The organism is Rathayibacter sp. VKM Ac-2803 (assembly GCF_009807175.1).
Classification (GTDB): Bacteria; Actinomycetota; Actinomycetes; order Actinomycetales; family Microbacteriaceae; genus Rathayibacter.
Window position 1 is genome coordinate 3,058,720 of the sequence record NZ_WUCD01000001.1, and the last position, 23,749, is coordinate 3,082,468.

A 23,749-nucleotide genomic window follows, 5' to 3' on the forward strand; every position below is an offset into this window, starting at 1 on the left:
GCGCCCGCGCTACCCTGGGCGCATGACCCCCGAGCACTCCGCAGACTCCGCCGCGCCCGCCTCCGCCGTGCCCGCCTCGGCCTGGGGCTACGGGCTCGCCACGATCGCCTCGGACGGCACCGTCCTCGACACCTGGTTCCCCGAGCCGCGCCTGGGCGTCGTCCCCGCCGGCCGCGACCCGTGGATCGTGCCGGCCGAGTTCGAGGCGCTCGCGGAGGAGGACCCGCGCCGCGAGGTCCGCATCGACGTGGTCACCCTGCAGATCGACACGCAGGCGCCGCCGACCTCGACCTCCGACGCGTACCTCCGCCTGCACCTGCTCTCACACCTGCTCGTGCGGCCGAACACGATCAACCTCGACGGCGTCTTCGCGCACCTCCCGAACGTGGTGTGGACGAACGCCGGGCCCGTGGCACCGGAGTCGTTCACCCGGCTCCGCCCGTCGCTGCGCCGCCACGGGATCCAGGCGGCCGGGATCGACAAGTTCCCGCGCCTGACCGATTACGTCACGCCGGCGAAGGTGCGCATCGCGGACACGTCGCGCGTGCGGCTCGGCGCCCACCTCGCTCCGGGGACCACCGTGATGCACGAGGGCTTCGTGAACTTCAACGCCGGAACGCTCGGCAGCTCGATGGTCGAGGGGCGGATCTCGCAGGGCGTCGTCGTGGGAGACGGCTCCGACATCGGCGGCGGCGCCTCGATCATGGGCACGCTCTCGGGCGGAGGCGTGCAGCGCGTGTCGATCGGGGCACGGGCTCTGCTCGGCGCCAACTCCGGGATCGGGATCTCGATCGGCGACGACTCCGTCGTGGAGGCCGGGCTCTACGTGACGGCGGGCACGAAGGTCGTCATCGTGGGCGGAGCGCCGCGACCCGACGGGCGACCGCAGACGGTCAAGGCCGTGGAGCTCTCGGGCGTGCCGAACCTGCTCTTCCGCCGCAACTCGCTCAGCGGCGCCGTCGAGGTGCTGGCCCGCACCGGCGCCGGCATCGAGCTGAACGCGGCGCTGCACGCCTGACGGCCGGCGGCACGCTCGCTCAGCCCCCGCGAGCACGCTGGTCGAGCCCGCAGCCCCGCAGGGGCGCAGTCCATGCTGGTCGAGTAGCCCCGGAGGGGCGTATCGAGACCCACCATCGTCAGCAGACGAGGCCTCTGCCCCATCCTTCTGACGGACGTGGATCTCGATACGCCCGCTGCGCGGGCTACTCGATCAGCATGGAAGGGGCGCAGTCCATGCTGATCGAGTAGCCCCGGAGGGGCGTATCGAGACCCACCAGCGTCAGCGGACGAGGCCCCTGCCCCATCCTTCTGACGGACGTGGATCTCGATACGCCCGCTGCGCGGGCTACTCGATCAGCATGGAAGGGGCGCAGTCCATGCTGATCGAGTAGCCCCGGAGGGGCGTATCGAGACCCACCAGCGTCAGCGGACGAGGCCCCTGCCCCATCCTTCTGACGGACGTGGATCTCGATACGCCCGCTAGGCGGGCTACTCGATCAGCAAGGAATGGCCCGCCAGCGTCGGGCCGGCCCTCCGCGGGGCCCGCCCAGCGAAGGGTGGGCCCGAGAGCGGGAGCCGCAGGCGCCTCAGCGGCCCTCGGGCCAGTGGCGCTCGGGGGCGCCCATGTAGAGCTGCTGGGGGCGGCCGATCTTGGTCTGCGGGTCGAGGTTCATCTCGCGCCAGTGCGCGATCCAGCCGGGGAGCCGGCCGATGGCGAACAGCACGGTGAACATCCGCGTCGGGAAGCCCATCGCCTTGTAGATGACGCCGGTGTAGAAGTCGACGTTCGGGTAGAGGCGACGCTCCTTGAAGTAGTCGTCCTCGAGCGCGAGGGCCTCGAGCTCCATCGCGATGTCGAGGAGCGGATCCTTCACTCCGAGAGCCTGAAGCACCTCGCCCGCGCTCTCCTTGACGAGCTTCGCGCGCGGGTCGTAGTTCTTGTACACGCGGTGGCCGAAGCCCATCAGGCGCACGCCCTCCTCCTTGTTCTTCACCCGCTCGACGAAGGTGGAGACGCTCTCGCCCGACTCGCGAATCCGGCCGAGCATGGTCAGCACGGCCTCGTTCGCGCCGCCGTGCAGCGGCCCGAACAGCGCGTTGATGCCGGCCGAGACGGAGGCGTAGAGGTTGGCCTCGGTGGAGCCGACGAGGCGGACGGTCGACGTCGACGCGTTCTGCTCGTGGTCCTCGTGGAGGATGAGGAGGCGGTCGAGCGCCTTCGAGAGCACGGGGTCGATCTCGTACGGCTCGGCCATGGTGCCGAAGTTGAGCCGCAGGAAGTTGTCGACGAAGCTCAGCGAGTTGTCGGGGTAGAGGAAGGCCTGGCCGATCGCCTTCTTGTGCGCGTAGGCCGCCATCACGGGCAGCTTCGCGAGGAGGCGGATGGTGGTCAGCTCGACCGCCTCCGGATCCTTCGGGTTCGACGTCTCCTCGTAGTAGGTCGAGAGGGCCGAGACTCCCGCCGAGAGCACCGACATGGGGTGCGCGTTGTGCGGGAGGGCGTCGAAGAAGCGCTTCAGGTCCTCGTGCAGGAGCGTGTGACGGCGGATGCGCTCGTCGAAGCCCGCGAGCTCGTCGGCGGTGGGCAGCTCGCCGTAGATGAGGAGCCAGGCCACCTCGAGGTAGGTCGCGTTCGTGGCGACCTCTTCGATCGGGTAGCCGCGGTAGCGGAGGATGCCCTGGTCGCCGTCGATGTAGGTGATGTGCGACTTGGTCGCCGCGGTGTTCACGAAGCCGTAGTCGAGCGACATGAAGCCGGTCTGCTTCGACAGCGTCGAGAAGTCGATGCTCGAGGAGCCGTCGACGCTGCGGAGGACGGGGAACTCCGCCGTCCGATCGCCGAAGGTCAGCGTGACCTTCTCGGGCTGGGCCTCGGCCGCTGCCGGCGCGCTCTCCGTGGCGGGCTCGGGCGTCTCCACCGTCGCGGGTCCGTCGCTCTGCGTACCGGATTCGGTCACAACGCCTCCCAGGTCGTCACGTCGCACCCCTGCGCACGCTCGCACGGAGCGGGCGGCGCCGGGTCTGGATGGTGGCGCAGCCTGCGCCGTTGTGAGGCGACATCGACCGAACCACATACAGCCTATGGGCAAAGCGGGGGCACTGTTGCACCCCCCAGCGCTGCCGGCCTCGCTCTGTGGGATCCCTCCAGGATCGGCTGCGGAGGCGCGTCAGAGTCCGGCGGCGAGGCGGTCGGCGGCGGCCGAGATCCGCTCGTCGGTGGCGGTCAGCGAGAGCCGCACGTGCTCGGTGAAGTGGTCGCCGTAGAAGACGCCGGGGCCCGCGAGGACCCCGATGCGGGCCAGCCGCTCGATCGACTCCCAGGCCGGTCGCCCCTCGGTCGCCCACAGGTAGAGGCCCGCCTCGCTGCGGTCGATCCGGAAGCCGGCGGCCTCGAGAGCGGGGCGCAGCAGGTCGCGGCGGGCTCGGTAGCGCTCCTTCTGCTCGGCGACGTGCTCGTCGTCGGCGAGGGCGACGATCATCGCCTCCTGGAGCGGGGCGGGCACGATCATGCCGGCGTGCTTGCGGACCGTGACCAGGCGCGCGATGAGGGCCGCGTCTCCGGCGACGAAGGCGGCGCGGTAACCGGCGAGGTTCGACTGCTTGCTCAGCGAGTACACGCCGAGGACGCCGTCGCGGCTCTCGCCCACGACGCGGGGGTCGAGGACGCTCGGGATCGGCTCTGCGGCCCAGCGGCCGTCCCAGCCGAGCTCGGCGTAGCACTCGTCTCCCGCGATCACGGCTCCGAGCTCGCGGGCCCGAGCGACGGCGCGCTGCAGCGCCTGCACGTCGAGCACCGCTCCATCGGGGTTGCCGGGCGAGTTCAGCCAGACCAGGCGCGTCGCCTCGGGCCACTCGTCGGGATCGTCGGAGGCGAGGACCTCGGCCCCCGCGATCGCCGCGCCCATCGCGTAGGTCGGGTAGGCCGCCCGGGGGTGCACCACGACGTCGCCCTCGCCGAGCCCGAGGAGGAACGGCAGCCAGGCCACGAGCTCCTTCGAGCCGATGGTGGGCAGCACCTCGTCGAGACCGAGTCCGGTCACCCCGCGACGACGGGCGTACCAGGCCGTGATCGCCTCCCGCAGAGCGGGGGTGCCGACGGTCGTCGGGTAGGAGTGCGCGTCGGTCGCGCGGGCGAGCGCCTCGCGGATCGCGCCCGGAGTCGGGTCGACGGGCGATCCGATCGAGAGATCGACGATCCCGCCCGGGTGCGCGGCCGCGGTGCGGGCGTAGGGACCCATGAGGTCCCACGGGTAGTCGGGCAGGGCTCCGAGTGCCACGGAGGGACCGCTCAGTGGCTCTGGGGAGGCAGGACGGCGATGACCGGGTGGTCCTTCGCGATCACTCCGACCTTCGCGGCACCGCCGGGCGAGCCGATCTCGTCGAAGAACTCGACGTTGGCCTTGTAGTAGTCGGACCACTCCTCGGGCAGGTCGTCCTCGTAGTAGATGGCCTCCACGGGGCAGACCGGCTCGCAGGCACCGCAGTCGACGCACTCGTCGGGGTGGATGTAGAGCGAGCGCTCGCCTTCGTAGATGCAGTCGACCGGGCATTCGTCGATGCAGGCGCGGTCTTTGACATCGACGCACGGAAGTGCGATCACGTAGGTCACGGTCGTGGACGTCCCTTCGAACAGAGGTCTCTATCGTACGGGGAGCGGCGGGGCCGCGGCGTCGCTGCGCCGAGGGGGGCGCAGGCGTGGCCACGCGATCACCACGAGGGCGATCAGCGCGGGCAGGAACGTCCAGGCGATCCCCAGGCCGTTGGCCGATACCAGCACCGAGCCGCCGGCGCTGCGCAGGGCGAGCAGGCCGATGACTCCGAGGAGCCCCATCGCAGTGCAGAAGGCCACGAGGCGGTCGACCATCACGAGGCGCAGACCCAGGAGGAGGAGGAGCACCGCGGCGAGCGAGGCGGCGAGACCGAGCGGGAGGACGGCGTCGCCGATGGTCACGGTGCTCTGGTGCGCGACCGTGGTGATGGTGCCCACCACGGCTCCGACCGCGACCGCAGCGACACCCGAGAGTATGCGCGAGCGCAGGTCGGGGCGCTCCTCGACATCCGGCTCGACGGCGGCCGGTCGCGCCGCCGGGCGGAAGCGCTCGATGCGGCCGATCGGGAAGGGCGGCCCGCTGGAGAGCCGGGCGTCGTCCCCCTCGACGACGAGCTGCGTCGCGTGCGCCTGCAGGGCGGCGCGCTTGCGGTCGTGGTCGTCGGAGCTCAGCTCGATCACGACATCGCCGGGGAGCGGCTCGGCGTCGACCGGGAGGACCGCGAGGAAGGGCAGGCCGAGGTGCTCGGCCGCCCGCCGGGCGACGCTCGCGATGCGGATGTGGTCGGGGTGGCCGTAGCCGCCTCCGTCGTCATAGGAGAGCACGGTCGAGGCACCGGTCTGCACGAGGACCGCGACGAGATCGGCGACTTCCTCCTCCTCGTCGGCGCTGGTGAGGGAGGCGGGATCGGCCGGCTCGAGTGGGACGGGCACGCGCCCGGGGCCCCACTGCATGCCGGAGTCGCGGTAGACCCGCGGAGCGAGCCCGGGCGCGCGAGCCCCCGCGTCGCCGAGGAAGCGGTGATCGGCGACTCCGAGTGCGGTGAGGGCGACGACGAGCTCACTGGTGCGGTGGGAGGCGAGCTGGTCGGAGCCCTCGAGGGGCGCGAGGTCGTCGGGGATCACCTCGCCGCGCTCGCCCCGCGTCGCGGTGACGACGGTGACGGCCGCGCCCTGGGCCACGAGGCGGGCCAGAGTTCCGCCCATGGTGATGCTCTCGTCGTCGGGGTGGGCGTGGACCGCCACGACCCTCTCGGTCACGCCGGCAATGGTCGCGTCCACTCTCCGCCTCTCGTCCGGCGTGTTCCTCCGGCCCGCGCCACTTCTGGACAGGCGCGCGGGCGTCGAGCTACAGTCGACCTCGGTAAGGCAAGGCTTACCGAAGGAAAGCGGCCCGGGGCGGGTGCCGCCCCGTCCTCCCCGCCCACGACCAAGAGAACACGCGTGCTCGCAAACTACCTCATCGGCCTTCGCGAAGGCCTCGAAGCCGGCCTCGTCGTCGGCATCCTCGTGGCGTACCTCACCAAGCTCGGCCGCAGAGACGTCCTGCCCCGGCTGTGGGTCGGGATCGCGGCCGCGATCGTGCTCTCGCTCACCACGGGCGCGATCCTCACCTGGGGCCCGTACGGCCTGTCCTTCCAGGCGCAGGAGCTGCTCGGCGGCGGTCTCTCGATCCTCGCCGTCGGCCTGGTCACCTGGATGATCTTCTGGATGGGTGCCAACGCCCGGAGCCTGAAGGGCGAGCTCGAGTCGAAGCTCGACGGCGCGGTGGCGGGCTCGGCGATCGGGATCGTCGTGCTCGGCTTCATCAGCGTCGGCCGCGAGGGCATCGAGACGGCGCTCTTCGTGTGGGCGAGCGTCTCCGCGAGCAGCGCCGACTCCGGATCGGACGCGTGGGTCGGCACGATCGGCGCGTTCCTCGGGATCCTCAGCGCGGTGGTCATCGCGTACCTGATCTTCCGCGGCTTCGTCCGCATCGACCTCGGCCGGTTCTTCACCTGGACAGGCGGATTCCTGATCCTGGTCGCGGCCGGCGTGCTGTCGTACGGCGTCGGCGATCTGCAGGAGGCGTCGCTTCTGCCCGGCGGGAGCGCGCCGCTGTTCAGCCTCGGCTCGATCCTCCCGGCGCCGATCACGGCCGTCCTCGGCGGCCTCTTCAACTACACGCCCGAGCCGACCGCGCTGCAGTTCGCCGCGTGGCTGCTCTACCTCGTCGTCGTCGGAGCGCTCTTCGTCCGCCAGGTCCGCCTCCGCAGGCCGCGTCGGGGCAGTGCGGCCCCGACTGCGGCACCCACGACCGCCTCGGTCTGACTCTTCCCGCTCCGGCAACGCCGGAGCGACCTCCCTCGACACCAGGAGAACAATGCCCTCGCGCACTCGACCCCCGCTCCCCCGCGTCCTCACCGGCCTCGCCGGCGCCGGCGCGCTCGCGCTGATCCTCACCGGCTGCGTGCCGAACGCGACCGCCTCCTCCTCCGCCGCGCTCGACGTCGCCATCAGCGACGACGCGTGCGAGGTGTCGACGGCCACGGCCGAGGCCGGGGCCGTCACGTTCGCGCTCGAGAACACGGGGACCGACGTCAACGAGTTCGAGATCCTCGCCGAGGACAAGCTGCGCATCGTCGGCGAGAAGGAGAACGTCACTCCGGGCCAGAGCGTCTCGTACGTCGCGCAGCTCGAGCCGGGCACCTACTACACGGCCTGCAAGTTCCAGCAGGTCGGCGCCCCGATCGGACTCACCGCGTTCACGGTGACCGGGGAGGCGACCGAGCAGTCGGCCGACGAGAAGGCCGCCACCGAGGCCGCCGTCACCAACTACATCGCCTACGTGAAGTCGCAGGCCGGCGAGCTCCTCCCCGCCATCAAGGCCTTCACCGACGCCTACGTCGCCGGCGACGACGAGACCGCCCGCAGCCTCTTCGCCTCGACGCGCGTGTTCTACGAGCGCATCGAGCCGACCGCCGAGGCGTTCGGCGACCTCGACCCGAAGATCGACTACCGCGAGGTCGACGCCGTCGCCGAGGGCCTGGACTGGACCGGCTTCCACCGCATCGAGAAGGACCTCTGGGTGCCGGCGCCGGACGCGCTCAACTCGGACGGCACCAGCGCCTACCTCGACTGGGCCCCGTCGACGCCCGAGCAGCGCGCCGAGTTCGGGCAGGGCCTCGTCGACGACGTGCAGAGCCTCTACGACCTCGTGTACGCCTCCGACTTCACCGTCTCGGTCGGCGACATCTCGAACGGAGCCATCGGGCTGCTCGACGAGGTCGCCGCCGGCAAGATCACCGGCGAGGAGGACTGGTGGTCGAGCACCGACCTGATGGACTTCGCCGCCAACGTGCAGGGCGCCGAGGTCGCCTTCGGCAACGTCGAGCCCATCGCCACCGCGACCGGAGACGACGGCGCCGACCTCACCGCGCAGATCTCCGAGCGCTTCACCGAGCTCGACTCGATACTCGCGCAGTACGGCTCGATCGACTCCGGCTTCGTCGCCTACTCGACACTGACGGCCGATCAGAAGAAGGAGCTCTCGGACCAGGTGAACGCCCTCTCGGAGCCGCTCTCGCAGCTCACCCACACCGTGCTCGGCGTCGAGGAGCCCGCGGAGTAGTGGACGAGGACCAGACCGCGGACGACGTCGAGTCGACCGCCCCGGCCGAGCAGCCCCGCCGCCTCTCGCGGCGCGGGCTGCTCGGCCTCGTCTCGGCCGGGACCGCCGGCATCGCCGCGGGGGTCGGCGGCACGTTCGCGGTGACCTCGGCCGCCAGCGCGAGCGACTCCGGTGCCGCGAATACGGTGCCGTTCTTCGGCGCGAACCAGGCCGGCATCACCACCGCCGCGCAGGACCGCCTGCACTTCGCCGCCTTCGACGTCGCCTCGGGGACCACGCGCGAGGATCTGATCGAGCTGCTCCAGGACTGGACGCTCGCGGCCTCCCGCCTCACCCGGGGCCTCGAGATGAGCGAGGAGGGCGCGGTCGGCGGCCCCGACACGGCTCCTCCCCAGGACACGGGCGAGGCACTCGGCCTGGACGCCGCGTCGCTCACCGTGACGTTCGGCTTCGGGCCGACCCTCTTCACGGACGCCGACGGCACCGACCGCTTCGGCCTCGCCGATCGCCGACCGCCGGAGCTCGAGGCGCTCCCCCGCTTCCGCGGCGACGCGCTGCTGCCTGCGGGCAGCGGAGGCGACCTCTGCATCCAGGCCTGCGCCGACGATCCGCAGGTCGCCGTGCACGCGATCCGCAACCTCAGTCGCATCGCCTTCGGCCGCGCGTCGATCCGCTGGTCGCAGCTCGGCTTCGGACGCACGTCGTCGACCTCGACCGCGCAGGCGACCCCTCGCAACCTCTTCGGGTTCAAGGACGGCACCGCGAACGTGAAGTCCGAGGAGGCGGACGCCGTCGAGGAGCACGTCTGGGTGCAGGGATCCGACGGCCCCGACTGGCTGGTCGGCGGCAGCTTCCTGGTCGCGCGCAAGGTCCGGATGATCATCGAGACCTGGGACCGCAGCCAGCTCGGCGAGCAGGAGCGCGTGATCGGCCGGAGCAAGGGATCGGGCGCCCCGCTGTCGGGCGGTGACGAGTTCACCGAACCCGACTTCGACACCGCCGGTGCGACCGGGACTCCGCTCATCGACAAGGAGTCGCACGTGCGGCTCGCGCACCCGACCGTGAACGGCGGGGTGCGGCTGCTGCGGCGCGGTTACAACTTCGTCGACGGGAACGACGAGCTCGGGCGGCTCAATGCGGGGCTGTTCTTCCTCTCGTTCCAGCGGTCGCCGCAGCAGTTCGTCACGGTGCAGCAGAACCTCGCGAACGACGCGCTCAACGAGTACATCAAGCACGTCGGGTCTGCGGTGTTCGCGGTCCCGCCCGGGGCGCGCGACGAGAGCGACTTCGTCGGGTCGGGGCTCTTCGCCTGACGCCCGATCGGCCTGAGGAGACGCGCATGCGGTCCCAGCCGCTGTGCCGGTCGCTCTTATCCTCCGCAGAGATCGGCTGCCTAGCGTCGGGCCGATGTCTGGACACGGTGCGAAGAGCGGGCTGACCAAGCGCGAGCGGCAGGAGCTGGCGCGCGAGGAGGCGAGGGAGCGGCGCGAGGTCGAGCGGCGACGCCGACGGCGCAACCGCATCCTCGGGCAGAGCGGTGCGGCGCTCGGAGTGCTCGCGGTCGTCGCCCTCGTCGCCTGGAACGTGTGGTCGCAGCAGGCAGTGGCGAGCATCGGTCCGGCGAACATGCTCAGCGACGGCATCGTGCTGTCGGGCTCCGACTCGACCGTCACCGCCGTCACGACGGCGCCGATCGAGGCCGGCGCGGAGCCGGTCGCGACCGACGAGGACACCGTGCGCGCCGGCGGCGTGGTGACCGTCGACCTCTACGTCGACTACCTCTGCCCCTACTGCGGGCAGTTCGAGTCGACCAACACGGCGAATCTGGAGTCGTGGCTGACGCAGGGCGCGATCACCCTCGAGATCCATCCGATCGCGATCCTCGACTCCTCGTCGGCGGGTTCGCAGTACTCGAGCCGGGCGGCCAACGCCGCGGCGTGCGTCGCGGACGAGGATCCCGACCGGTTCCTGGCGGTGCACAAGGCGCTGTTCGCCCAGCAGCCCGCGGAGGGGACTACCGGGCTCGACGACGACGCGATCCGGACGCTGGTCACCGATGCGGGCGTCACCGACGAGGACGTGCTCGCCTGCATCACGAGCGGTGAGTTCCGGCCGTGGGTCGCCGCGGCGACCGAGCGGGCGACCACGCAGCCCCTGGCGAACTCGTCGCTCGAGAAGCTGGTCTCGACTCCGACCGTGCTCGTCAACGGGCAGCAGTACACGGGAGCGCCGGACGACGCCGACGCGTTCGTGTCGTTCATCAGCTCGACGCTCGAGGCGGAGTCGTCGGGGGCGACGGAGACGGGGACGCCGACACCGGCTCCGGCGGGGTGAGCGGAAGCGGCGGGCCGATTCCGGCGGGGTGAGCGGAGCGGAGGGCCGGCTCCGGCGGGAGGTGTCGCCCCCCTTCTCGCTGATCGAGTAGCCCGCGCAGCGGGCGTATCGAGATCCACGTCCGTCAGAAGACAAGGGCTGAGGCCTGACCTGCTGACGCTGGTGGGTCTCGATACGCCCCTACGGGGCTACTCGACCAGCATGGGGAGGCGCCGTTCGGGGGCTGCGGGCTGGACCCACATGGGGGGCAGCGGGCGTCGACCGACGGGAGGGTGACGAGGGATGCCGTCGCCGCACGGCTGACCGCGGACATGCGGAAGGCCGGCCGGAGGGAGTCCGGCCGGCCTTCCGCGGGGATCAGTTCTGCTTCTTGAGGCGGCTCGTCGCGCGGGCGCGAGCGTTCGCGTCGAGCTCGACCTTGCGGATGCGCACGATCTCGGGGGTGACCTCGACGCACTCGTCCTCGCGGGCGAACTCGAGGCACTCCTCAAGGGTCAGCTGACGCGACGGCGTCATCGACTCGAAGGTGTCGGAGGTGGACTGACGCATGTTGGTCAGCTTCTTCTCCTTGGTGATGTTCACGTCCATGTCGTCGTTGCGCGAGTTCTCGCCGATGACCATGCCCTCGTAGACCTCCTCGGTGGGGTTCACGAAGAAGGTCATCCGCTCCTGGAGCGCGATGATGGCGAACGGAGTCACGACGCCGGTGCGGTCGGCGACGATCGAGCCGTTGTTGCGGGTGACGATGGCGCCCGCCCACGGCTCGTAGCCGTGCAGGATCGCGTTCGCGATGCCGGTGCCGCGGGTGGTGGTGAGGAACTCGGTGCGGAAGCCGATCAGGCCGCGCGACGGGACGATGAACTCCATGCGCACCCAGCCGGTGCCGTGGTTCGCCATGTTCTCCATGCGTCCCTTGCGGGCGGCGAGGAGCTGCGTGATCGCGCCGAGGTACTCCTCCGGAGCGTCGATGGTGAGGTGCTCGAAGGGCTCGTGCACCTTGCCGTCGACCTGGCGGGTGACCACCTGGGGCTTGCCGACCGTGAGCTCGAAGCCCTCGCGGCGCATCTGCTCGACCAGGATCGCCAGCGCGAGCTCGCCACGGCCCTGGACCTCCCACGAGTCGGGGCGGCCGATGTCGAGGACCTTGAGCGACACGTTTCCGATCAGCTCGCGATCGAGGCGGTCCTTGACCATGCGCGCGGTGAGCTTGTGGCCCTTGACCTTGCCGACGAGCGGCGAGGTGTTGGTGCCGATCGTCATCGAGATCGCCGGGTCGTCGACCGTGATGGCCGGCAGGGGGCGGATGTCCTCGGGGTCGGCGATGGTCTCGCCGATCGTGATCTCGGGGAAGCCCGCGATCGCGACGATGTCGCCGGGGCCGGCGGACTCGGCCGGGTAGCGGTCGAGCGCCTTCGTGATCAGCAGCTCGGTGATGCGCGCGTTGGTGTGCGAGCCGTCGTGGTGCACCCAGGCGACGGTCTGGCCCTTCTTGATCGTGCCGTTGAAGACGCGGAGGAGGGCGAGACGGCCGAGGAACGGCGACGCGTCGAGGTTGGTGACGTGCGCCTGGAGGGGCGCGTCGTCCTCGTAGGTCGGCGCGGGGATGTGCTTGAGGATCGCCTCGAAGAGCGGCTCGAGATCCTCGGCATCGGGCAGGGTGCCGTTCTCGGGCTTGTTCGAGGAGGCGCGGCCGGCCTTGCCCGAGGCGTAGACGACGGGGACGTCGAGGATCGCGTCGAGGTCGAGGTCGGGGACGTCGTCCGCCATGTCGGAGGCGAGGCCGAGCAGGAGGTCCTGGCTCTCGGCGACGACCTCGTCGATGCGCGCATCGGGGCGGTCGGTCTTGTTGACGAGCAGGATGACGGGCAGCTTCGCCTCGAGCGCCTTGCGGAGCACGAAGCGGGTCTGCGGGAGGGGGCCCTCCGAGGCGTCGACGAGGAGGCAGACGCCGTCGACCATGGACAGGCCGCGCTCGACCTCTCCACCGAAGTCGGCGTGGCCGGGGGTGTCGATCACGTTGATCGTGATGGGGCCGTCGGTCGCGTGCTTGCCGCTGTACGAGACAGCGGTGTTCTTCGCGAGGATCGTGATGCCCTTCTCGCGCTCGAGCTCGTTCGAGTCCATCGCGCGCTCGTCCACGTGGGCGTGCGCGTCGAAGGAGTTCGTCTGCTTGAGCATGGCGTCGACCAGCGTGGTCTTGCCATGGTCGACGTGGGCGACGATCGCGACGTTGCGCAGGTCGGAGCGGGTGGCACTTGCCATTAACGGACTCGTCTCGTGTTCTCGTGCATAAAGGGGGACCCTCAATCGTAGCGCAGGCGCGCGGCGGCACGACGGAGGGCCCCGATCCCGGCCGCCCGCCCCGATGAACACGGGGTGGACGACACGGGACGGGGCCCTCGATCGGGCGGATCAGACCGCGAACTCGATCCCGGCGCCCGGGATGGCGGCGAGCAGCTCGCGGGTGTACTCCTTCTGCGGCGAGTCGAACACGGTGTCGGTCGACGCGTGCTCGACGATCTTCCCCGACTGCATCACGCAGACGTCGTCCGCGATCACGCGGACCACGGCGAGGTCGTGCGTGATGAACAGGTAGGTCAGACCGAGCTCGGCCTGCAGATCGGCCAGGAGGCGGAGGATCTGCGCCTGGACGAGGACGTCCAGCGCCGAGACCGCCTCGTCGAGCACGACGATCTCGGGCTTGAGCGCGAGCGCCCGCGCGATGGCGACGCGCTGGCGCTGTCCGCCCGAGAGCTCGTTCGGGTAGCGGCCGGCGATGACGCGCGGCAGCGACACCTGGTCGAGCAGCTCGAACACGCGCTCGCGCTGCGAGGTGCGGTCTCCCACGCCGTGCACCTTCAGCGGCTCCGAGATGGTGTTGCCGATGTTGTACAGCGGGTCGAGGGAGCCGTACGGGTCCTGGAAGACCGGCTGCATCGAGCGCCGGAGGGCCAGCATCTCCTTGCCGCGCAGCTTCTCGGTGCGGCGTCCGTCGATCGAGATCGCTCCGCTCGTCGCGGTCTCGAGGCCGAGCACGAGGCGCGCGATGGTCGACTTGCCCGAGCCCGACTCCCCCACGAGCGCAGTGGTGGTGCCCTTGGGGATCGAGAACGACACCTGGTCGACGGCCGTGAAGTCCTCGGCCTTCAGTCCGCCTCGGCGGATCTTGAAGACCTTGGTGAGGTTCTCGACCTCGATCATCGGCTTCGACGCGGCCACGGGAGCGCCGGTGTGCACGCCTGCGGCGCGGACCAGGTCGACCTCTCGGACGTCGGCGGACTCGCCGGGCACCGCCTCCGTCGCCGCACCCGCGGTCGACTGGATGCGGCGCGAGGCGAGGCTCGGCGCCGCCGCGATCAGGCGCTGCGTGTAGGGGTGCTGCGGGTTCTGCAGCACCTCGACCGAGGCGCCCGACTCGACGATGCGGCCCTTGTACATGACGATGAGCTTCTCGGCGCGCTCGGCGGCGAGGCCGAGGTCGTGCGTGATGAAGAGCAGCGCCGTGCCGTCGGTCTTGGTCAGGGTCTCGAGGTGGTCGAGGATCCGGCGCTGCACCGTGACGTCGAGCGCCGAGGTGGGCTCGTCGGCGATGAGCAGCTGCGGCGCGGCGGCCAGGCCGATGCCGATGAGCACGCGCTGGCGCATGCCTCCGGAGAACTGGTGCGGGAACTGCTTGAGGCGCTTCTCGGCGTCGGCCAGGCCGGCGTTCTGCAGCACCTCGATCGCCTTCGCGCGGATCTCCTTGCGACCGGTGGCGAGGCCGTTGGCCTTGATCGTCTCCTCGACCTGGAAGCCGATCGACCAGACCGGGTTCAGGTTCGACATCGGGTCCTGCGGGACGTACCCGATCCGACGACCGCGGAGGTCCTCGAGCTCGGTGCGCGTCGCCTTGGCGAGGTCCTTGCCGTCGAACAGCACGGAGCCGCCGGTGACCTTGCCGCTGCCGGGCAGCAGGCCGATGATCGCCGCGGCGGTCGTCGACTTGCCCGAGCCGGACTCGCCCACGATGGCGACGGTCTGGCCGTGCTCGATCGTGAGGCTGACACCGCGCAGGGCCTGCACGAGACCACTGCCGGTCTGGAAGCCGACCTCGAGGTCGCGGACCTCGAGGAGCGGCCCGGTCGGGATGGGGGTGTTCGTCGTCGTCATCGGAGGGCCCTCGCCTTCGGGTCGAGCGCGTCGCGCAGGGCCTCACCCATGAGGATGAAGCTCAGCACCGTGATGGTCAGCGCGGCGGACGGGTAGATCAGCGTCTGCGGGTCGGTCCGCAGGTCGCGCTGCGCCTGGCTGATGTCGTTGCCCCACGACATCACCGCACCGGGGAGGCCGACGCCGAGGAACGACAGTGTCGCCTCCGCCGTGATGGCCGCGCCGAGCGAGATCGTCGTGACGACGATCACGGGGGCGATGGAGTTGGGCATCACGTGACGGAACAGGATCGCCATCCGCGAGAGGCCCGTCGCCGTCGCAGCGCCGACGAAGTCGGACTGCTTGACCCGGAGCACCTCGGAGCGGAGCACGCGTGCCGTGGTGGGCCACGCGAACGCGCCGATCGCCAGGGCGATCACGAATACGTTCCGGTACGCCGAGAAGACCGACATGATGACGACCGCGGCGAGGATGTAGGGGATCGAGAAGAAGATGTCGCCGGCACGCATGATCACGGTGTCGACCCAGCCGCCGAAGAAGCCTGCGAGGGCGCCTCCGATGACTCCGGTGATCGTCGTGATCGCGATGACGATGAGGCCGACGGACAGCGACGTCGAGGTCCCGAAGATGATCCGCGCGTAGATGTCGCAGCCCTGCTTCGTGAAGCCGAGCACGCTGCCGTTGCCCGGCCCGTCGAGGCTGCGGCCGAGGTCGCAGGCGCGCGGGTCGGCGGAGGTGAACAGGTTCGGGAGCAGGGCGACCGCGATGATCACGACGATCAGCACCCCCGAGATCCAGAACATCGGGCGCTTGCGGAGGTCCTGCCAGGCGTCGGTCCAGAGGTTGCTGGGCTTCTCGTCGAGCGAGACGGCGTCGATCGAGGCGATCGGTGTCTCTTCGAGAGGAGCGACGAAGTGATCGATGCGGCGCGCGGCGCCGGGCGTCTCATTTGGCATAGCGGATCCTCGGGTCGAGTACGGCGTAGAGCAGGTCGACGAGGATGTTCACCACGAGGTAGAACAACACCATCACCGTGACGAAGGAGACGACGGTCGGCCGCTCTCCTCGGATGATCGCCTGGTAGAGCGTGTTCCCGACTCCGGGAACGTTGAAGATGCCCTCCGTCACCGTCGCACCCACGATCAGCAGGCCGAAGTCGGCGCCGAACTGGGTCGTGACGGGGATCAGCGAGTTGCGCAGGATGTGGACCGGGACGACGCGACGGCGCGAGAGCCCCTTGCCGTAGGCGGTGCGGACGAAGTCGGAGCCGGCCGTCTCGATGACCGAGCCGCGGGTGAGGCGGATCGCGGACGCGACCACGAACAGCGCCAGCACGATCGCGGGCAGCAGCAGCCGCTCGAAGGTCGCCTGGCCGCCCACCGTCGGTGGGAACCAGCCGAGCTGGACCGCGAAGAAGGTCTGCGCGATGAAGCACAGCACGAAGATCGGCACGGAGACCAGGAGGAGGCTGACCACCAGGGCGCTCGCGTCGAAGAACGAGCCCTTCCGGAGGCCGCTGATGAGACCCACGGTGAGAGCGATGACGATCTCGATGATGATCGCCATCATGGCGAGCGTGAGGGTGACCGGGAACGTGCGGGCCAGGATGTCGTTGACCGACTGCCCCGAGAACGAGATGCCGAAGTCACCGCGGACGACGCCGCCGAGGTAGTAGAGGTACTGCACGATGAAGGGGTCGTTCAGGTGGTACTGCTCCTCGAGCCGTGCGAGGAGCGCGGGGTTCGGCGTCTTGTCGCCGAACAGCGAGAGCAGGGGGTTCCCCGGCATGGCGAAGACCATGAAGTAGATGAGGAACGTCGTGCCGATCAGCACGGGGACGGCTTGCAGGATGCGTCGGACGATGTAGGCGAGCATCTCAGCCCCGCCGATTCCGGTGTCGCATGGTGGGAGACCTCATTCGATTCGGACCGAAACAGGGCGCTCCGCCCGCGGGCCGACGGTGGTCGGCCACGCGGGCGAAGCGCCCCAGTTCTAGCAGCTTAGTTCTTGGTGATCTCGTAGTAGAGCGGCACCGAGTTCCAGCCGAACTGCACGTTCGACACGGTCTCGCCGTATCCGCCGGTCACGTTGGAGTACCACAGCGGGATCGCCGGGAGGTCCTTCAGGAGGACCTCCTGCGCCTGCTGGAACTTCTCGTTCGCCGAGTCGAGGTCGGTGTCGACAGCGCCCTCGCCGAGCAGCTGGTCGAACTCGGCGCTCGAGTAGTCTCCGTCGTTCGAGGAGGCGTTGGTCGCGTACAGCGGGCCCAGGAAGTTGTACAGACCCGGGTAGTCGGCCTGCCATCCGGTGCGGAACGCGGTCTCGATCGAGCGGTCGGTGATCTTGGTGCGCGCCTCGGCGAAGGTCGGGTAGGCCTCGCCCTCCGCCTCGATCCCGAGCGTGTTCTTGATCGAGTTGGACACGGCGTCGACCCAGCCCTGGTGCCCGCCGTCGGCGTTGTACGCGATCTTGAAGGTGCCCTCCCAGGGGCTGATGGCGTCGGCCTGGGCCCACAGGTCCTTCGCCTCGTCGGCGTTGAACTCGAGCACCTCGGCGCCCTCGAGGGAGTCGCTCCAGCCGTCGATCACCGGGGAGGTGAAGTCGGAGGCGGGGGTGCGGGTGCCCTCGAAGATGACGTCGGTGATCTGAGCGCGGTCGATCGACATCGAGATGGCCTGACGGCGCAGCTGGCCCTCCTCGCCACCGAAGTGCGCGAGGCGCTCCGGGATGGTGAAGGACTGGAAGACGGCGGCGGGCTGGTTGACCGCACGGTCGCCCAGGTCGCTCTCGTAGGTGCCGTAGGCCGAGTCCGGGATGGCGTCGAGCACGTCGAGGTTGCCGCCCTGGAGGTCGGAGTAGGCCGCGTCCTGCGTCGCGTAGAACGTGATGGTGAGTCCGCCGTTGACGGGCGTGCGGCCACCGGCGTAGTCGGGGTTCACGACGAGGTCGATCTGCACGTTGTGCTGCCACGCGTCATCGCTCGCGAGCATGTACGGGCCGTTGCCGATCGGGTTCTGACCGAAGGCGTCCATGTCCTCGAACGCGGCGGCGGGCAGCGGGTAGTAGGCCGAGTAGCCGAGGCGGAGCGGGAAGTCCGACTTCGGCTCCTTGAGCGCGACGGTGAAGGTGGTGTCGTCGACGACCTTCAGACCGGTGAGCTCGCTGTCCTCGTCGTAGCTGAAGCCCTCGATGTCCTCGAAGAAGTAGCTGTTCAGCTGCTCGTTCGAGAGCTTCGCGCCGTAGTTCCAGGCGTCGACGAACGAGTTCGCCGTGACCGGGTCGCCGTTCGTGAAGGTGAGGTCGGGCTTGATGGTGATGGTGTAGTTCTGCGCGTCGTCCGACTCGATGGACTCGGCCACGTCGTTCTGCGGCGCACCCTCGGCGTCGTAGTAGACGAGTCCGGCGAAGATCTCGTCGAGGATCTTCCCGCCGCCGACCTCGTTGGTGTTGGTCGGGATGAGCGGGTTCTGCGGCTCGGATCCGTTGGTGGTGATGATCGCGCTGGAGTCGCCTCCCGCGTCACCCCCGCCGTTGTCGTCCGAGCTGCTGCAGCCGGCGAGGACCAGGGTGCTCGCGGCGACGAGCGCCAGAGCCCCGAGGCCGAATCGTCTGATTTTCACTATTCCTCCGATGGTGTGAGGGCGCGCGAGAAGTGGTTTCCCTGACGCGAAGAGGGCCGTGCGCGTGGCGACGGCGTCGGCGCACGGGAGACTGGTGGCCACCGCGCGAATGCCTTGGACGAGACTATGTATTGACTCGCTATCTCTGCAAAAGCATGTGGGAACCGTTACACAGCGGTAACCGGGAGGTGGAATCCTTGCGTCGAGCCGCACGAATCCTGCGTGCACGAGCATGTTCACGCACGTCATCGAAGTTGCGAAAGGATTCGGACGGTGTCCAACGATCTTCCAGCGAACACCGCGTCGCGGCGCCGGATCAGGGTGGAGATCCTCCTGGTCCTGGGGCTCTCGCTCGGCGCGTCGGCCGTCTACTCCGTCGTCTCGATCACCAACAAGCTGACCCGGTCGGTCGCGCTCGGCGACCAGACGACGACTATCAACGGCTCGCTCAGCGACCGCCCGACGTTCGACCTGATCTACCAGCTGCTCGCGCTGTTCTTCGACCTGGTGCCGGTCGCCCTGTGCGCCTTCCTGCTCTGGCAGAGCGTCGGGCGACCGCTCGGCCGCCTCGGTCTGGATCTGCGGCGCCCGGGCTTCGACCTCGGGACCGGCGTGATCCTCGCGATCGCGATCGGCGCCCCGGGCATCGGGCTGTACGCCCTCGGCCGGGCGCTCGGGATCACGGTCGCGGTCGTCGCCTCGCCGCTCGACACCTTCTGGTGGACGGTCCCCGTGCTGGTGCTGTCGGCGATCCGCGCCGGGATCCAGGAGGAGGTGATCGTCGTCGGCTACCTCTTCGCGCGCCTGGAGGACCTCGGCTGGGGCCGGTGGCGGATCCTGTTCGCGAGCGCGCTGCTGCGCGGCAGCTACCACCTCTACCAGGGCATCGGGCCGTTCATCGGCAACGTGGTGATGGGCGTCGTGTTCGGGCTGTTCTACCAGCGCTTCGGGCGGACGCTGCCGCTCGTGATCGCGCACTCGATCATCGACATCGTGTCGTTCGTCGGGTACCCGCTGGCGGTCGCTCTGTGGCCGGAGCTGTTCGCGGCGCCGGCCGCGACTCCGACGCCGACTCCCTGATGTGAGCTGTCGGCGGAGCGAGCGCCGCACAACTAAGGCTGGTTCGCCGATCCCGCGGAATACTTGAGGGTTCCGGGCTCCCAGCCTTCGTTGTGCAGACGTTGCCGCTGACCCGGAGTCCAGAGGTGCACGCGGCGGCGGACGAGTCTGGCGAGGGTCGCCTCGGTGGCCGGCCACTCGTGCAGGACTTGACGGGAGGACAGGCGGACGACGACGAAGCCGCGCGCCTGCAACGCGAGCGTGCGGCGGTAGTCCTCCTCCAGCTGGACCGAACCGGTGTGGAAGGCCCGGCCGTCCGTCTCCACCGCGAGGCAGTCGCCGATCACGTTGTCGACCGAGCCGACCCCCTCCACCGGAACCTGTGCGCGAACCCGTGCCCGGAGACGCATTCCCGCCAGACGGATCCTCGTCTCGAGGCCGGACTGGCAGCCCCTCACGACCAAGTCGAAGACTCGCCGCCGCCCAGCGGAGGCGAGAGAGCTCAGTTCGATCAGGTCGTCGTAGGGCAGGAGGCCCTTGTCGACCACCGAGTCCAGAGCCATCACGGCCTCCTCCTCGGGGAGGCACTCGACCGCATGCAGGATGCTCGCGCGGATCCCGTCGCGCGAGGACGACTCCCGACCGCAGCCCGGCCACTCGCTCCAGTGCAGGCGGACACCTCGCGCGGGCGATCGCACGGCGTTCGGCGCGACGGCGACGTGCAGCTCCCGCTCTGCGAGGACCCACACCTTCCGGGAGGCGAGCGCCGAGGCGCAGGTGAGCACTCCGCCCGCCGCGACGGCCCGTCGCTCGTCGATCGAGACGGACGGCAGAGCGAACCAGCCTCGGCGGAGGCGGAGCACGAGGCCGTCCCGCACGGCCAGCTCCAGGAAGTGCCGCGTGCACCCGGCGGAGGCGAGCTGACGGGCGGAGGCGACCCCGCCGCGAGCGGCGAGGGCGAGAAGGATGCGGTCCATCCGGCGAGGATGCCCCGCTGGGACCTGCTGTGGACGGAGGATCCGGAGACGGTGGAGAGCTGACGAGCGCCGGCCCGTCGGGAGGAGCGCCGAACCGCCTCACAACAAAGGCTGGATGGTCCGAATCCGCGAGAATCTCCCGAAATCGGCCGTCCAGCCTTGGTTGTGCGGGGCCAGAGCCCTCGGATCAGGCGAAGGCCTCGATGGGAGGGCAGGCGCAGACGAGGTTGCGGTCGCCGTAGGCCTGGTCGACGCGGCGGACGGGCGGCCAGTACTTGCCGCGGACGAGGGAGCGGACGGGGTAGACCGCCTCCTCGCGCGAGTACGGGTGCGTCCACTCCTCGGCGACGAGGCACTCGGCGGTGTGCGGGGCGCCGCGGAGCGGGTTGTCGTCGACCGGCCACTCCCCCGCGCCCACGCGGTCGGCCTCAGCCTTGATGCCGATCATCGCGTCGATGAAGCGGTCGATCTCGGCGAGGTCCTCGCTCTCGGTCGGCTCGACCATCAGCGTCCCGGCGACGGGGAAGCTCATGGTCGGCGCGTGGAAGCCGTAGTCGACGAGGCGCTTCGCGACGTCGTCCACGGTGACTCCGGTGGCCGCGGTGAGCGGGCGGATGTCGAGGATGCACTCGTGCGCCACGAGACCGTTGTCGCCCGTGTAGAGCACCGGGTAGTGCTCGCGGAGGCGCGCGGCCACGTAGTTCGCCGACAGGACGGCCGCGCCGGTGGCGGCGCGCAGACCCTCCTCCCCCATCATGCGGGCGTACGCCCACGAGATCGGGAGGATGCCGGGGCTGCCGTAGGGGGCGGCCGAGACGGGAGCGCCGCCGTGAACGACGGTCCCGCCCTCCTGGCCGACGGCGTGCTCGAGGCGCTGCGCGAGCGGGTGCCCGGGCAGGAACGGCGCCAGGTGCGCCTTGGCGGCGACGGGGCCGACTCCGGGGCCGCCTCCGCCGTGGGGGATGCAGAACGTCTTGTGCAGGTTGAGGTGCGAGACGTCTCCGCCGAAGTCGCCGAAGCGGGCGAAGCCGAGCAGGGCGTTGAGATTCGCGCCGTCGACGTAGACCTGGCCGCCGGCCTCGTGGACGAGGCGGCAGATCTCGGCGACCTCGTGCTCGTAGACGCCGTGCGTCGACGGGTAGGTGATCATCAGCGCGGCGAGGCCCGCCGCGTGCTCGGCGATCTTGGCGCGCAGGTCGTCGAGGTCGACGTTGCCGAGCTCGTCGCAGGCGACGACGACGACCTTCATGCCGGCGAGCACGGCGCTGGCGGCGTTCGTGCCGTGCGCGCTCGAGGGGATGAGGCAGACAGTGCGCTCGAGGTCGCCGTTCGCGCGGTGGTAGCCGCGGATCGCGAGCAGGCCCGCCAGCTCGCCCTGCGATCCCGCGTTGGGCTGCAGCGAGACGGAGTCGTAGCCGGTGAGGTGCGCGAGCCAGCGCTCGAGCTGGTCGATGAGGGCGAGCGAGCCCTCGACGTCGGACTCGGGCGCGAACGGGTGCAGGTTCGCGAACTCGGGCCAGCTGACGGCCTCCATCTCGCTGGCGGCGTTGAGCTTCATGGTGCACGAGCCGAGCGGGATCATGCCGCGGTCGAGCGCGTAGTCGGCGTCGGCGAGTCGCTTGAGGTAGCGCATCATCGAGGTCTCGCTGCGGTGGGTGTTGAAGACCGGGTGCACCAGGAACGGCGTCGCGCGCTCGAGTGCCTCCGGAATGCGGCGAGCCGCTGCGCCGAGGAAGCCGGCGGTGGGGTCGAGGTCGCCGATCGCGGTGGCGACGGCGATCACCTCCTGGGCGGTGACGGTCTCATCGATCGAGACGGCGACGGTGTCGGCGTCGACCAGGCGCACGTCGAAGCCGGCGTCGCGGGCCCGGGCGACGGCCGCCTCCGCGCCGTGCGGCACGACGACCGCGACGGTGTCGAAGAAGGCGCCGTGGCGGAGGGAGTGACCGGCGTCGACCAGCACGCGTGCCAGCAGCGCGGCGTGCGTGTGCACGCGCTCCGCGATCCGGGCGAGCCCGTCGGGGCCGTGGTAGACCGCGTACATCGCCGCCATCACGGCGAGGAGCACCTGAGCGGTGCAGATGTTCGAGGTCGCCTTCTCGCGGCGGATGTGCTGCTCGCGCGCCTGCAGCGAGAGGCGGTAGGCGGGGTTGCCCGCCGCATCCTGGCTGACGCCGACCAGGCGGCCGGGGAGCTGGCGCTCGAGTCCCTTGCGGACGGCGAGGTAGCCCGCGTGCGGTCCGCCGAAGCCCATCGGCACGCCGAAGCGCTGCGAGGTGCCGACAGCGACGTCGGCGCCGAGCTCGCCCGGCGAGCGGACGAGGGTGAGCGCGAGGAGGTCGGCGGCGACGATCCCGAGACCGCCGTGGTCCTTGACGGCGGCGAGGACGGCCGACGGGTCCCACAGCTGTCCTGAGGCGCCCGGGTACTGCACGAGTGCGCCGAACGCCTCCGGGATCTGATCGGCCGGGGTCTCGGAGAGCGGGAGCTCGACGATGCGGATGCCGACCGCCTCCGCCCGGCCGCGCAGCAGCGCGAGGGTCTGCGGCAGGGCGTCGGAGTCGACGACGAAGACGTCGGTGCGCGCCTTCGAGGCGCGGCGGGCCAGCAGCATCGCCTCGACGACGGCGGTGCCCTCGTCGAGCATCGAGGCGCCAGCGGTGTCGAGCCCGGTGAGGTCGGAGACCATGGTCTGGAAGTTGATCAGCGCCTCGAGGCGGCCCTGCGAGATCTCGGGCTGGTAGGGCGTGTAGGCCGTGTACCAGCTCGGGTTCTCGAGGACGTTGCGCTTGATCACCGCGGGCACGTGCGTGCCGTGGTAGCCGAGGCCGATCAGGGGGCGGCGCACCGTGTTGCGCGACGCGAGCGCGCGGAGCTCGGCGAGCGCCTCCGTCTCGGTCGCGGGGGCGGGCAGCACGGGATCGAGGTCGCGGACCCGGATCGACTCGGGGACGGCGGCGGTGACCAGCGCGTCGACGGAGTCGTAGCCGAGCGCCGCGAGCATGGTGCGCTGGGCGTCGGCGTCGGTCCCGATGTGGCGGGACTCGAACTCGGACGGGGTGCGGAGCGCCGACATCTACTCTCCGACCAGTGCGTCGTAGGCGGCGGCGTCGAGGAGGCCGTCGGGCAGCGCGTCGAAGCGCACCTTGATCAGCCAGCCCTCGCCGAACGGGTCGGAGTTGACCAGCTCGGGGCTGTCGACGACGGCCGAGTTGGTCTCGAGGACCTCGCCGTCGACGGGCGCGAAGAGCTCGCCGACGGATTTCGTCGACTCGATCTCTCCGACGACGCTGCCGCCCTCGACGCGGGAGCCCGCGTCAGGCAGCTCGACGAAGACGACGTCGCCCAGCTTGTCGGCGGCGTAGGCGGTGATGCCCACGGTCGCGGTGTCCCCGTCGACGAGGATCCACTCGTGATCGGAGGTGTACTGCAGTTCGGACGGAACGGCCAT

18 protein-coding genes are annotated in these 23,749 nt (G+C 70.3%); 6 read left to right on the forward strand and 12 right to left on the reverse strand.

Features of this window, described 5'->3' with window-relative positions; translation table 11 throughout:
- The first annotated feature begins 22 nt into the window (after positions 1-22).
- Positions 23-1,018 (forward strand): 2,3,4,5-tetrahydropyridine-2,6-dicarboxylate N-succinyltransferase, encoded by a 996-nt coding sequence (dapD, locus tag GRS96_RS14325; protein WP_159988802.1) that lies wholly within the window; start codon positions 23-25, stop codon positions 1,016-1,018.
- A gap of 568 nt (positions 1,019-1,586) precedes the next feature.
- Here dapD and GRS96_RS14330 read toward each other — a convergent pair.
- From GRS96_RS14330 to GRS96_RS14345, 4 genes are all read right to left on the reverse strand, one after another.
- A complete protein-coding gene (locus GRS96_RS14330; RefSeq protein ID WP_235022001.1) occupies positions 1,587-2,849 on the reverse strand; it encodes a citrate synthase in 1,263 nt (420 codons plus the stop codon).
- Positions 2,850-3,167: 318 nt separating this feature from the next.
- Positions 3,168-4,277, reverse strand: coding sequence for a succinyldiaminopimelate transaminase (gene dapC, locus GRS96_RS14335; protein WP_159856417.1), 1,110 nt, complete (start codon positions 4,275-4,277; stop codon positions 3,168-3,170).
- Positions 4,278-4,288: 11 nt separating this feature from the next.
- Positions 4,289-4,609, reverse strand: a complete 321-nt coding sequence (fdxA, locus tag GRS96_RS14340) for a ferredoxin (RefSeq protein ID WP_085475430.1) — start codon at positions 4,607-4,609, stop codon at positions 4,289-4,291.
- A 30-nt stretch (positions 4,610-4,639) separates the two neighbouring features.
- A complete protein-coding gene (locus GRS96_RS14345) occupies positions 4,640-5,809 on the reverse strand; it encodes a PIG-L family deacetylase (RefSeq protein ID WP_159988803.1) in 1,170 nt (389 codons plus the stop codon).
- A 183-nt stretch (positions 5,810-5,992) separates the two neighbouring features.
- On the opposite strand from GRS96_RS14345, the gene efeU reads away from it, so the two are divergent.
- The 4 genes from efeU (at position 5,993) to GRS96_RS14365 (ending at position 10,493) form a co-directional block, all read left to right on the forward strand.
- Positions 5,993-6,859 (forward strand): iron uptake transporter permease EfeU, encoded by an 867-nt coding sequence (gene efeU / locus GRS96_RS14350; protein WP_159988804.1) that lies wholly within the window; start codon positions 5,993-5,995, stop codon positions 6,857-6,859.
- A gap of 52 nt (positions 6,860-6,911) precedes the next feature.
- Positions 6,912-8,159 carry an iron uptake system protein EfeO gene (gene efeO / locus GRS96_RS14355; RefSeq protein ID WP_159988805.1) on the forward strand — a complete coding sequence of 416 codons (1,248 nt, stop codon included), beginning with the start codon at positions 6,912-6,914 and terminating at the stop codon, positions 8,157-8,159.
- Positions 8,159-9,472 (forward strand): iron uptake transporter deferrochelatase/peroxidase subunit, encoded by a 1,314-nt coding sequence (efeB, locus tag GRS96_RS14360; RefSeq protein ID WP_159988806.1) that lies wholly within the window; start codon positions 8,159-8,161, stop codon positions 9,470-9,472. Before efeO ends, efeB begins: the two co-directional genes overlap by 1 nt.
- A gap of 94 nt (positions 9,473-9,566) precedes the next feature.
- Complete coding sequence (locus tag GRS96_RS14365) at positions 9,567-10,493, forward strand: DsbA family protein (RefSeq protein ID WP_159988807.1); 927 nt, start codon at positions 9,567-9,569, stop codon at positions 10,491-10,493.
- A gap of 357 nt (positions 10,494-10,850) precedes the next feature.
- Here GRS96_RS14365 and typA read toward each other — a convergent pair whose 3' ends face one another.
- The 5 genes from typA to GRS96_RS14390 all read right to left on the reverse strand — a co-directional run bounded on the left by typA (position 10,851) and on the right by GRS96_RS14390 (position 18,262).
- Positions 10,851-12,755, reverse strand: coding sequence for a translational GTPase TypA (typA, locus tag GRS96_RS14370; protein ID WP_159856431.1), 1,905 nt, complete (start codon positions 12,753-12,755; stop codon positions 10,851-10,853).
- A 150-nt stretch (positions 12,756-12,905) separates the two neighbouring features.
- Positions 12,906-14,642: a dipeptide ABC transporter ATP-binding protein gene (locus GRS96_RS14375; RefSeq protein ID WP_159988808.1), complete on the reverse strand. Its 1,737-nt coding sequence runs from the start codon at positions 14,640-14,642 to the stop codon at positions 12,906-12,908.
- Entirely contained in the window at positions 14,639-15,598 is a 960-nt protein-coding gene (locus GRS96_RS14380) for an ABC transporter permease (protein ID WP_159856435.1), read from the reverse strand. Before GRS96_RS14380 ends, GRS96_RS14375 begins: the two co-directional genes overlap by 4 nt.
- Positions 15,588-16,517 carry an ABC transporter permease gene (locus GRS96_RS14385; protein ID WP_159856437.1) on the reverse strand — a complete coding sequence of 310 codons (930 nt, stop codon included), beginning with the start codon at positions 16,515-16,517 and terminating at the stop codon, positions 15,588-15,590. The genes GRS96_RS14380 and GRS96_RS14385 overlap by 11 nt, the downstream gene beginning before the upstream one ends.
- A 125-nt stretch (positions 16,518-16,642) precedes the next feature.
- Positions 16,643-18,262 (reverse strand): peptide ABC transporter substrate-binding protein, encoded by a 1,620-nt coding sequence (locus GRS96_RS14390; RefSeq protein WP_236553631.1) that lies wholly within the window; start codon positions 18,260-18,262, stop codon positions 16,643-16,645.
- Between the two features lie 273 nt (positions 18,263-18,535).
- Here GRS96_RS14390 and GRS96_RS14395 point away from each other — a divergent pair, with 273 nt between their 5' ends.
- A complete protein-coding gene (locus GRS96_RS14395; protein WP_236553632.1) occupies positions 18,536-19,342 on the forward strand; it encodes a CPBP family intramembrane glutamic endopeptidase in 807 nt (268 codons plus the stop codon).
- 32 nt (positions 19,343-19,374) lie between these two features.
- Here GRS96_RS14395 and GRS96_RS14400 read toward each other — a convergent pair whose 3' ends face one another.
- The 3 genes from GRS96_RS14400 to gcvH all read right to left on the reverse strand — a co-directional run bounded on the left by GRS96_RS14400 (position 19,375) and on the right by gcvH (position 23,749).
- The gene (locus tag GRS96_RS14400; RefSeq protein WP_159988810.1) at positions 19,375-20,298 is read right to left on the reverse strand and encodes an endonuclease domain-containing protein; all 924 of its coding nucleotides are present in this window, start codon (positions 20,296-20,298) and stop codon (positions 19,375-19,377) included.
- A 187-nt stretch (positions 20,299-20,485) separates the two neighbouring features.
- On the reverse strand, positions 20,486-23,374 hold the full coding sequence (gcvP, locus tag GRS96_RS14405) for an aminomethyl-transferring glycine dehydrogenase (RefSeq protein WP_159988811.1): 2,889 nt from the start codon (positions 23,372-23,374) through the stop codon (positions 20,486-20,488).
- Entirely contained in the window at positions 23,375-23,749 is a 375-nt protein-coding gene (gene gcvH / locus GRS96_RS14410) for a glycine cleavage system protein GcvH (protein ID WP_159988812.1), read from the reverse strand.